The sequence below is a fragment of the Flavobacterium aestivum genome, from assembly GCF_026870175.2.
GTDB classification, from domain to species: Bacteria; Bacteroidota; Bacteroidia; order Flavobacteriales; family Flavobacteriaceae; genus Flavobacterium; species Flavobacterium aestivum.
Genome location: NZ_CP113977.2, coordinates 1687742 through 1698619, shown reverse-complemented (window position 1 = coordinate 1698619; position 10878 = coordinate 1687742). Strand labels below are relative to the sequence as shown.

General features: G+C 36.5%; 7 protein-coding genes. 6 read left to right on the top strand and 1 reads right to left on the bottom strand.

What is annotated here, in order from left to right; translation table 11 throughout:
- The first annotated feature begins 2 nt into the window (after window positions 1–2).
- The 5 genes from OZP08_RS07450 to OZP08_RS07430 all read left to right on the top strand — a co-directional run bounded on the left by OZP08_RS07450 (window position 3) and on the right by OZP08_RS07430 (window position 3437).
- Entirely contained in the window at window positions 3–980 is a 978-nt protein-coding gene (locus tag OZP08_RS07450; protein ID WP_268849001.1) for a peptidoglycan DD-metalloendopeptidase family protein, read from the top strand.
- 119 nt (window positions 981–1099) lie between these two features.
- On the top strand, window positions 1100–1432 hold the full coding sequence (locus OZP08_RS07445; RefSeq protein ID WP_268849000.1) for a MerR family transcriptional regulator: 333 nt from the start codon (window positions 1100–1102) through the stop codon (window positions 1430–1432).
- A gap of 56 nt (window positions 1433–1488) precedes the next feature.
- Window positions 1489–2076 (top strand): LemA family protein, encoded by a 588-nt coding sequence (locus OZP08_RS07440; RefSeq protein WP_268848999.1) that lies wholly within the window; start codon window positions 1489–1491, stop codon window positions 2074–2076.
- 81 nt (window positions 2077–2157) lie between these two features.
- Entirely contained in the window at window positions 2158–2595 is a 438-nt protein-coding gene (locus tag OZP08_RS07435; RefSeq protein ID WP_281323360.1) for a TPM domain-containing protein, read from the top strand.
- Complete coding sequence (locus tag OZP08_RS07430) at window positions 2595–3437, top strand: TPM domain-containing protein (protein WP_268848998.1); 843 nt, start codon at window positions 2595–2597, stop codon at window positions 3435–3437. Before OZP08_RS07435 ends, OZP08_RS07430 begins: the two co-directional genes overlap by 1 nt.
- Before the next feature lie 99 nt (window positions 3438–3536).
- Here OZP08_RS07430 and OZP08_RS07425 read toward each other — a convergent pair whose 3' ends face one another.
- Window positions 3537–6314 carry an outer membrane beta-barrel protein gene (locus tag OZP08_RS07425; protein WP_268848997.1) on the bottom strand — a complete coding sequence of 926 codons (2778 nt, stop codon included), beginning with the start codon at window positions 6312–6314 and terminating at the stop codon, window positions 3537–3539.
- A 372-nt stretch (window positions 6315–6686) separates the two neighbouring features.
- Between OZP08_RS07425 and OZP08_RS07420 the strand changes: the two genes are divergently transcribed.
- Window positions 6687–10877, top strand: coding sequence for a DUF6531 domain-containing protein (locus tag OZP08_RS07420; protein ID WP_281323359.1), 4191 nt, complete (start codon window positions 6687–6689; stop codon window positions 10875–10877).
- The last annotated feature ends 1 nt before the right edge of the window (window position 10878 follow it).

Below are 10878 nucleotides of genomic sequence, written 5' to 3'. Positions count from 1 at the left end.
ATATGGCGAAAGTAAAATATTATTACGATTCCGTAAATCTGGCATATAGAAAAATAAAAATCAGAAAAAGACGAAAAGCAGGTTACGTCGTTCTATTTTTATTAGCTTCTGCATTGTTTGGATTTCTGACTTTCATAATATTACTGAACACTCCTTATTTTGACACTCCTAAAGATCGCTTATTAGCACGGGAAATAGAAAATTTAAAATTGAATTACGCCATTTTAAACAAAAAAATGGATCAGGTAGATGATGTTATTGAAGATATTGAAGATAGAGACAATAATTTATATCGTGTTTATTTCAACACGGCTGCCATACCTGAAGAAGAAAGAAAAGCAGGCTATTCTAAAATGAACCGTTATATTACCCTGCAGGGATATGACAATTCTAAATTGGTGACCAGCACCACCGAAAGAGTGGATGCCTTAAGCAAAGAACTTGCTATTCAATCTAAATCATTGGATGAAATAGTAAAATTGGCCAAAGCCAAAAACAAACTGCTTTCGGCAATTCCGGCAATACAACCCGTAAAAAATGAAAATTTAAAACAAATGGCTTCCGGTTTCGGATACCGAACTGACCCATTTACCAAAGCAAGAAAAATGCACGAAGGAATGGATTTTACGGCTAAAACAGGAACACCAATCTATGCCACTGGCGATGGAGTCGTTGCGAGAGCAGACAATACAGCTTCTGGATACGGAAACCATATCGTAATCCGACACGGTTACGGATATGAAACCCTCTACGGTCATTTAAGCAAATACAATTGTCGAGCAGGAAAATCGGTAAAACGAGGAGACGTTATAGGCTATGTTGGCAGCACAGGACGATCAGAGGCACCACACTTGCATTATGAGGTTCACAAAAACGGAAAGGTCGTGAACCCGCTTAATTTTTATTATGGCAATATTTCAGCAGTTGAATACGTAGCCATTTCAAAAATAGCCAATCAAGAGAATCAATCTTTGGATTAGAGGTTTAGAAAAAAAGAGGAAAGAATAAAGAATATAGATAAAAAGTTATAAGGTAAAAGCGATTAGTGAGTAGCAAATGACTAACAATTAAAAGCTGGCAACTAAAAAACTATAAAAACATGCACATAGAATTATCACCAGACAAAAGATACTACAGCATAGGCGAAGTCGCCAAAGCTTTTGACGTTAACGCTTCCCTGATTCGTTTTTGGGATAGTGAATTTGACATTCTAAAGCCTAAGAAAAATGCCAAAGGTAACCGAATGTTCACACCCGAAGACATCAAGAACCTACAGCTTATTTATCATTTGGTCAAAGAAAGAGGATTCACTTTAGAAGGAGCCAAAATCCATCTGAAAGAAGGTCAAAAGAAAACAATGGATAAATTTGAAATTATCAGTAAATTAGAAGCCATCAGAATGCAGTTGGTAAACATTAAAAACGAATTATAAAAACCAATCAATAATTAAACATTAAAACAAAACAACAAACATTAAATTAAACAAACATGAAAAGATTTTTGCCTTGGATTATCGTAGCAGTTGTACTAATTGGAATTTACAGCTGGGTTAAAGGAATTAACAACACAGCAGTTACATTGAGTCAAACCGTTGAACAATCATGGGGAGATGTGCAAACTGCGTATCAAAGAAGAAATGACCTTATCGGGAACTTAGTAAATACAGTAAAAGGAGCTGCCGATTTTGAAAAAAGCACTTTAACCGCTGTAATCGAAGCACGTGCGAAAGCTACTGCCATAACAATTGACCCAAGTAAAATAACTCCAGAACAATTAGAAGCATTCAATTCGGCTCAAAGTGGTGTAAGCAGTTCTTTGTCTAAATTATTAGTATCTGTAGAACGTTACCCAGAATTAAAAGCCAATGCTAACTTCTTGAAATTACAAGACGAATTAGCTAGTACTGAGAATCAAATCTTGACAGCAAGAACCCGTTTTAACGAAGCGGTTATGCCATACAACACTCATATCAAAACCTTCCCTAACTCTTTGTTTGCAGGAATGTTTGGTTTCAAAGAAAAAGCATATTTCCAAGCAGTAACAGGTGCTGAAAAACCAGTTGAAGTAAAATTCTAGACACAAAAAATCTAACACGAATTTCACAAATTTACACAGATTAAAATTTGTGAAATTCGTGTTTTAAAAAAAATAATTCCCATGTCAAAAGTAGAAGATTTTTTAAGCAAAGAAGAAGAACAAGAAATTGTTGAAGCTATTCGAATAGCTGAAAAAAACACTTCTGGCGAAATTAGGGTTCATATCGAAAAAACAACTTCCCTAGATGCGTATGATCGCGCCAAAGAAGTTTTCCACGAATTAAGAATGGATGAAACCGAATTACAAAACGGTGTTTTAATCTATTTGGCCGTGGAGGACAAAACCTTTGTGATTTGCGGAGACAAGGGCATTAACGATATTGTCACCAATACATTTTGGGACAGTACCCGTGATGTTATGGTAGCCCAATTCAAACAAGGAAATTTCAAGCAAGGGCTAATCGATGGCATTTTGAAAGCCGGAGATGAACTCAAAAAGCATTTCCCTTGGCAAGAAGGTGACACCAATGAATTATCAAACGAAATATCAAAAGGATAATGAAAATAAGTCAAAAGTCAGAAAGCAAAAATCAGAAAACAAAAAAGAGATTAAGCCTGTTTCTTTATGTTTTAGTTCTCTTAAATAGCAGTTTTCTATTTGCACAATTTGACATTCCGGAAAAACCCAGTTTTCAAACTTCGGTTTATGATTATGCCAACCTTTTAAGCCCTGAGGAAAAAGGGCAACTCGAAGAAAAACTAATCAACTATTCCGATTCTACTACAACTCAAATTGTTATAATCACTATAGAAAGTCTAAAAAACGAAGACATTGGAATCTTAACACCAAAATGGGCTCATAAATGGGGAATTGGTGGAACTGCAAAAGATGATAATGGTGTTCTTATTTTATTGGCAAAAGCCGAAAGAAAAATATGGATTTCACCTGGTTATGGATTAGAAGACAGACTAACCGCTGGAATTGGTGGAGAAATAACCCGAAATATTATTATTCCAGAGTTTAAAGCGGGTAGCTATTACCGAGGTTTAGACAAAGGTACTGATGCTATTATTGATGTTTTCAAAGGAAAATACAAAGGCGAACGCAAACAGACCAAAGGAAAAGATTTTCCTATTTTACCATTCATTGTTATTATTGTTATCATTTTGGTTTTACTATCCAAAAACAGAAGTAGTGGTGGTGGAAATTTCGGAAACCGTGGCGGTGGCGGAGGTCCTAGCCTACTCGATGTTATTATCCTAAGCAGCCTTGGAAGAGGTGGTGGTGGAGGTTTCGGAGGAGGATCTTCCGGTGGTGGATTTGGTGGCGGAGGCGGAGGCTTCGGCGGTGGTTTTGGCGGAGGCGGATTCTCCGGTGGAGGTTCAGGCGGAAACTGGTAGTTTATTCAATTACAAAAAGCCAATGCCTATTATTAAAAACATTTCAAATCATAAAAAAAGCTCCAGTTATTGGAGCTTTTTTTATGATTTGAATAGGGATTAAAATCCCATTCTATTCCTTGCTGGTTTTTCTTTACCTGCAAACTTCTCTATTTTGTAGGTTAAAGAAAACATCACGTAACGTTTCAAAACAAGATTCTCTTCATCACGAATGGTTGTTGGCGTAATTGTTCTGGTAGCACTCTGATTCTGGTTCAAAACATCATAGACCTTTACTTTAGCTGACATTTTTTTATTAAAAAAACTATACGCTAAACTGGTATTCCATAGATAAAAGTCTTTTTTGAAACCATCTGTAATATTAGAATTGTAAGTGTATCCAAAATCATTCCCAAAAACCCAATTTTTAGGCCAATAATTGGTGGTTTGAATATTGATTTTATGCAACACATTCGACGCTGAATTAATCAAGTAGTTCGTATAATTGGTTTCATTATAGGTAAAACTATACGAAGGGTTAATAACCAAAAGTTCTCCATACTCATAGCTAAAGTTAACACCTGGTGTTATTTTAAATGTTTTGGCATCATATAAAACGCCATTAGTAAACCCTTTGTCTAAAGATATATTATTATTTAAAGAAAATCTTAATTTAAACAAATTAGCCTCTTTTTTGATTGTTTTGTTCCAATACACTCCAAAATAAGAATAATAAGTTCCATCGACATTGGTATATGTAGTTGTTTGTTTCCTGTTTTCATCATAAAAAGAAGACTCAACAAATTGATTATCAAAAAACTGCATACCACAATAAACACTATATCCCGATTTAGTTGCCATATCAAAATTTCTAAAGCTAATAAATCCAGAATGCATCCTATCTGGATTTAGATTTGGATTTCCAATAAGAGTATTCAACGGATTAGTCAAATCTACTACTGGTAAAACCTGACTGGCTGTTGGAAACTCAACTCTATAATTATAATTAGACCAAATCGACATGGACTTACCAAACTTATAACTTAGTTGTGCACTAGCAAATGGTAGCGCATACTCTTTATTCAAATCTACTATCTTATTTAAATACAAAGAATGATTATCAAATTGTGTAATTGAAGTCCCCAAATTCACATCAAACGTTAATTTCTTTTTCCCAATACCAAAACCAGCCTTTGGAGTAATTGTTTTAACATTAGAAGTTTGGTAACTAGATAAGGTATCATTCTCATTGGTATAGGATTGTGTCGCTACATCATAATCAAAAGCATTTCGATCATCAGACGTTTTTTTCCAATTATACAGTGCTCCTATTTTAACTTTTAAAGAATCGTTTATTGGTTCAATAAATTCCAATTCAGTGCTATAACTATCTTTCAAATTTTTATTGTCAATTTTTTGATCCCGAATATCATTCGAAATTCCGTCCTGATAAAACGTAGTCTTTGATTTATTTAATGAATTTATATTTTCTTTCTCATTCTCATTTTCTAATACTAAGCTTAAAATACGGCCTTTACGCTTGAATGCTTTATTGAAATTAATTTCATTGTTAAAATTAGTTTTATCATTTTCATCAAATGTACTAGAGGTGCTTTCGTTCAATAATTGATCATTTAAGTCATTAGATACTTGTGAGGAATTCTTACTGTACTTTCGATTAGTCTTTATAAACTTTGGAGAAAAATTTAAAGTAGTAGTAGAATCTATTTTATACTCAAAATTTAAATTCATATTATGTCCCATACGATCCTCTTTTGTATCAGACTTAGATTCTGTTACAAAACCGTTGGTAGGCAACAAATTAGCTTGTTTGGTTCTATTGGTGTTTTTCCCATTTGAATCATTAAAAAAATAACTTCCGTTAGCATCAAAGTTTTTAGACCATTCATCCGAATAATTCACTCCAAGCATATCCGAGCGTATTATTCCTGTTCCGCCACCAAAACGCATATTACCCATTCCAAAACTACCATCAGTATAAGTATAAAAAGAGCCTCTACCTCCTCCCATATTGTCAAAAACTTCATCCATCGAGAATCCAACAGAATTGATGTTGTTCGATGAAGCCAAAACACTAAGCTTTCTTTTATTTTTAAAATAATTAATCAAGGCACTACTTTCGTATCGATCACTAGATCCAAATCCTCCCATAAATTTTCCAAAAAAACCTTTGTTTTTATCTTCATCAATGGTCAGATTAATACTTGAATTATTGGAAGAAGCGGTTTGCTTACTCAACTCTTCTTTTTTAGTTTTCGTATCCGTGATTTGTACTTTTTTTATAATATCCGAAGGCAAGTTCTGAAGTGCAATTTTACCGTCTTTGTCAAAAAAAGGTTTTCCGTTTACCAAAACTTGATTAACCTCTTTCCCATTTACGGTTATTTTTCCGTCTGCAGAAACATCAACACCGGGCAATTGTTTTAATAATGTTTCAACGTTGGCATCAGGTCGCACTTTGAATGAGGTAGCGTTAAACTCTAAGGTATCTTTTTTTATCCGAATTGGTGGTGCATCGGATTTGATTACAACTTCTCCTAAAATATTCTCATTCTCTAACAGATGTAAAGTTCCAAAATCTTTATCTCCTGCTACTTCCTTCATTTCTTGTTTAAATGTTTTATACCCTAAAGAAGAAACTTTTAAGAATACTGGATAGTCTATTTTTTTAACGTTCAATTTAAAAAATCCATTTTTATCAGTAATTGTATAATCAATTACTGTAGAATCTTTTACAGAAGTAAGATAAACCGTTGCAGATTCAATGGAAACCTGTGTTCCATCTTTTAGAATCCTACCTTTAATTGTTAAATTGTTTTGAGCGAATAAAGAGCAACCCAGAAGCAAGAAAAATAAGAAATTAAGAGTCTTAATCATAAAGAAACTGTTAATAGTTAATAAAAAAGCGCGAATTAAGACCATTTTATTACAAAATAGATATTTCTTACAAAAAATTAACAAACATTTATTACTTATACTTCTTGCAAATTTTATCCATAAAATAATTAATTGAAGTTGCACATATAATGCGAAAGAATCCAATCACAAATCTTGAGACAATGATATTCAAGTAATTCTCAAAACTGGAACATCATTTTTGAAATACTAAATTATTTATGTCAGAATTTAGCTGATTCAACGCGACTTAGGAAATTACTCCAAAAAAAAGCCAAGCATATTAGAACTATTTTTGGTCATGATTCGAAATAGTTGTATTTTCCCACAATAAAATAACCCCTATTTTAAATTATGTTATTAACTGATAATCACCTGACCATTGTGGTCGGTATAGATATACATTTTACTACCTTACCTCCTTTTAATCCTTTTCATCCTTATATTGGTATTGTCATTGATCCAGCAGATTATATTCCGTTTTTAGGCACCAGTGTGCATGTAAATGGTTTTAAGCGTGGGAACTCAGACACCAGCGGGATTATAATTCCACTGGTACACATTCCGCTTTTTACACCACCATGGCTTATGACACCGATTATCGGGCATGAGAGTATGAACTTTTTTGCTTCGCAAACCGTATTCTCAGACGGTACTCGAATGAGTCCCAAAGGACATATGCTGATGACCTGTAATGATATTGGACTTCCGTTATCGTTATCAGTAGGGAAAGTCAAAGTAGGCAAGAAAATGTTGCCCTTTGCACCAACACTATTTGCTCCAACTTCGTTTTCATTGCCAATCCCAACCGGAAAACCTGTAATGGTGGGTGGACCCTATCCACCGGATTGGGGAGGAATGCTTACAGGCTTATTAACCAGTATAGGGTTTAGTACCTTGTTAAAACTCGGGAAAAAAGCATTCAATAAACTTCTTAAAGGAGCCGTTGGTCCTAACTGGCTCAGTAGATTGTTGTGTAAAGCAGGATTCGAACCCGTAAACCTTATCAATGGAGCAGTGATTTATGAAGGAAGCGATTTTGATATTGCAGGTCCTATTGCGCTCAATTGGGAACGCAGTTGGTACTCCGATTCAGACTATGTGGGCTGGCTTGGGCATGGTGTACACTGTAATTACGATCGCGCAGTAGAATTATATCCAGAAGATGGAGCCTTGGGACTACGTATGGAGGATGGTAGACTCGTGGCATTTCCTGCCCTGCTGCCGGAAGAAGAGTTTTACCTGCGTCAGGAAAAAATAACCCTAAAAAGAACTTCAAACGGCTATCAAGCCTATGATCATAGCAGCAGACTCTTTTATGATTTTACCTTGTTTGACGGTAAAAAATACCAACTCACACAAATAGCCAATCATGATGGATTAGCCATCATTTTTGAATTTACAGGATATGGCTTAAGCAAAATTATAGATGCCTCGGGAAGAGAAATAAAAGTAAGCACCAAGGATGGATTCGTTCAAAAACTGGAACTCGTAGCTCCGGAACAGGATGAACTGTTGGTAGCCTATGAGTACGATGAGCACTATAATATGGTGGCAATTCTAGATGCCCTGCAAAAACCAACCCAGATTGAGTACCGCAACCACCTGATGGTTAAGAAAACCGACCGTAACGGACAAACCTTTTACTGGGAGTACGATGCACAAAACCGTTGTATCCACACTTGGGGTGATGGCGGTTGGCAGGAAGGTTGGATCGAGTACCATGCCGAGAAAGGCTACAACTTGGTAACCGATGCCAACGGAGCCGTAACCACTTATTATTACGAACCAAGCCAACTTGTAACTCAGGTAAAAGACCCAATGGGCAACAGCACTTTTTATGACTATACCGAGTTTATGGAACTGTATCGTGAGATCGACCAAGAAGGTCGTATCTTGGGATTCAGTTATGATGAAATGGGTAATCAAACAGGTACCACTTATCCTGATGGTACCGAAGATATGATGCTTTATGATGATGAAAACCGTCCATCGATAGCTATAGATCCAGAAGGGCAAAAAACAATCTATTTGTACAGCGACCAAAAAGCGCACCAGCTCAAAACCATAATAGCGCCAGACAAAACCAGTACCCATTTTACCTACAATAAAAACGGACTATTGGCAACTGTAGCCAAGAACAATAACCAACTCGAATTGATTTATGACCAACAGTACAACCTAGTAGAATGGCGTGAAAATGACCAAAAGTTAAAATCCTGGGAGTACAACCATAGAGGGCGTGTACGAGCGGTCTATACTCCGATGCAAATGGCGGATTACTTTACCTATGATGCACTGGACAGGGTACAACAAATCGTGGAGAAAGACAGCAACATCATAGAATTTAGTTATAACAATTATGATGAAGTAATAGCCCTAAAAGACAGCAAGAACCATATTAAGTTTAGCTATACTCCAATGGGAAGCCTTGCCAGTAGAGAGCAAAACGGCGTAAAAGTACGTTTTGACTACGACAGGATGGAGCAGCTAACCAGCATAAAAAACGAAGATAACGAAGCCTATTATTTTGACCGAAATAAATCCGGACACATTATAAAAGAAACCGCTTTTGATGGCATCGTAAAAAAATTCAACCGCAACTTAGTGGGTGAAATAACCCGAATAGACCATGGAGGCGGAAAATTTACCGAGTACGAACAAGATGCCTTGGGACGTATTACCAGAGCCGACTATCACGATGGCACTTGGGAAACTTACACCTATAATAAAAACGGACTATTGGTAGAAGCCACTAACCAAAACGTGAACATACGCCTAGAGCGAGATGCCAACGGACGTGTTGTACAGGAAACCCAAAAGCAAGCTTTAGATAAAGATGAGAATGCCATAGTCATTACCTCAACTTACAATGTCATAGGACAACGTACCAATATTAGCACCACATTAGGAGCCAATATAAACACCCATTATAACCAAAATGGACAACTCGAACGCATAGAAGCCCAAAGCAATGAACTCAAAGAGCAGCACCAAGCTTGGGAAACCACGCTAAAGCGAGACGAATTGGGTCGCGAGATAGAACGCTACGCCACAGGTGGACTGCACATAAAAACCAGTTACAACAGTAGTGGTAAGCAAAAAGAACAGGAAGTGTTTTCTAACGGCAAACGCACGGGTTCCCGTTATTACAACTGGGACACCAATCAGCAACTGCGCAGTGCGGTAAACCAGCTAACCAAAAGTATGACCTATTTTGATTATGATGCATTTGGTAACCTTGCCAGAGCTGATTATGATGGAAAAGGAGAATTATACAAAACCCCCGATGCTGTGGGGAATCTTTACAAAACCCATGACCGCAGCGACCGTACATATGGCAAAGGAGGTAAACTGCTAAAAGACGAAAAGTATTATTACAAATACGACGAGCTGGGTAACTTGATACACAAAAGCCCACGCGATATTAACAAACCACTGGTTTTTGAAAAACCAACCAATTGGATAGACAAACTGGCGGGTAACAGGGAAGAAGAAAAACGCTTACAACAAGAACACGAACAGTGGCAAAGCGGCGATACAACCTATACTTGGCTCGTCAACGGAATGCTGGAAAGCGTAACAAATTCTGATGGTAAAGTCGTGAGTTTTGAGTACGACGCATTAGGAAGACGTACCGCTAAAATTACAAACAAAGAAATAAATCGCTATGTTTGGGATGGCAATGTTCTTATTCATGAATGGAAATACGACCTAAAGGATAGACCAAAACTCATAGTTGATGAGGATGATTTGGTTTATGACAAACCCGAACCTGTTGAAAATTTAATCACTTGGGTGTATGAGGGAGGAAATTTTGTACCGAGTGCTAAAATTGTTGGAGACAATAAGTACAGTATTATTAACGATTATATTGGACGCCCTGTACAGGCTTACAATGATATTGGTGAGTTAGTTTGGGAAACCGATTATGACATTTATGGCGGCTTAAGGAACTTAAAAGGTGATAGACGTTTCATACCTTTTAGACAATTGGGGCAATATGAAGATGTAGAAACCGATCTTTATTATAATAGGTTTAGGTATTATGATGCCTTGTCAGGACTTTACATAAGCCAAGACCCTATTGGCCTAGCAGGAAATAATCCGAATTTTTATGCGTATGTGTATGATGCTAATATACAGGTCGATCCATTTGGACTGGATTTAAAACCTGAAAATGGATACTTAGGAGGGAAACGACATGGGTTAAAATTATCTAACAAAGACGCTCAAATATTAGCAAATAATCCCCAAAAGCCTCTTCCACATGGGAAATGGGGAAACAAAGCAGATTTGGCATATGCAGGAAAACTAGCTGATACTTTAGAGCCAGGTGGATTTATGGACTTTCCTGTAAATTCAGATAGTAAAAGTGTTGTTTTCCATCCAGGAATAGATCCAGATATAGCTACTCCAAACCCTGCAACTCACTATAGACTTCGTAATAATGGAAATGGATCATTTCACGGATTCCCTATTGACAGTACAGTAGAACCGATAAGAGCCGATTCACATGCCAAATTAAAAACACCATGCACTTAAA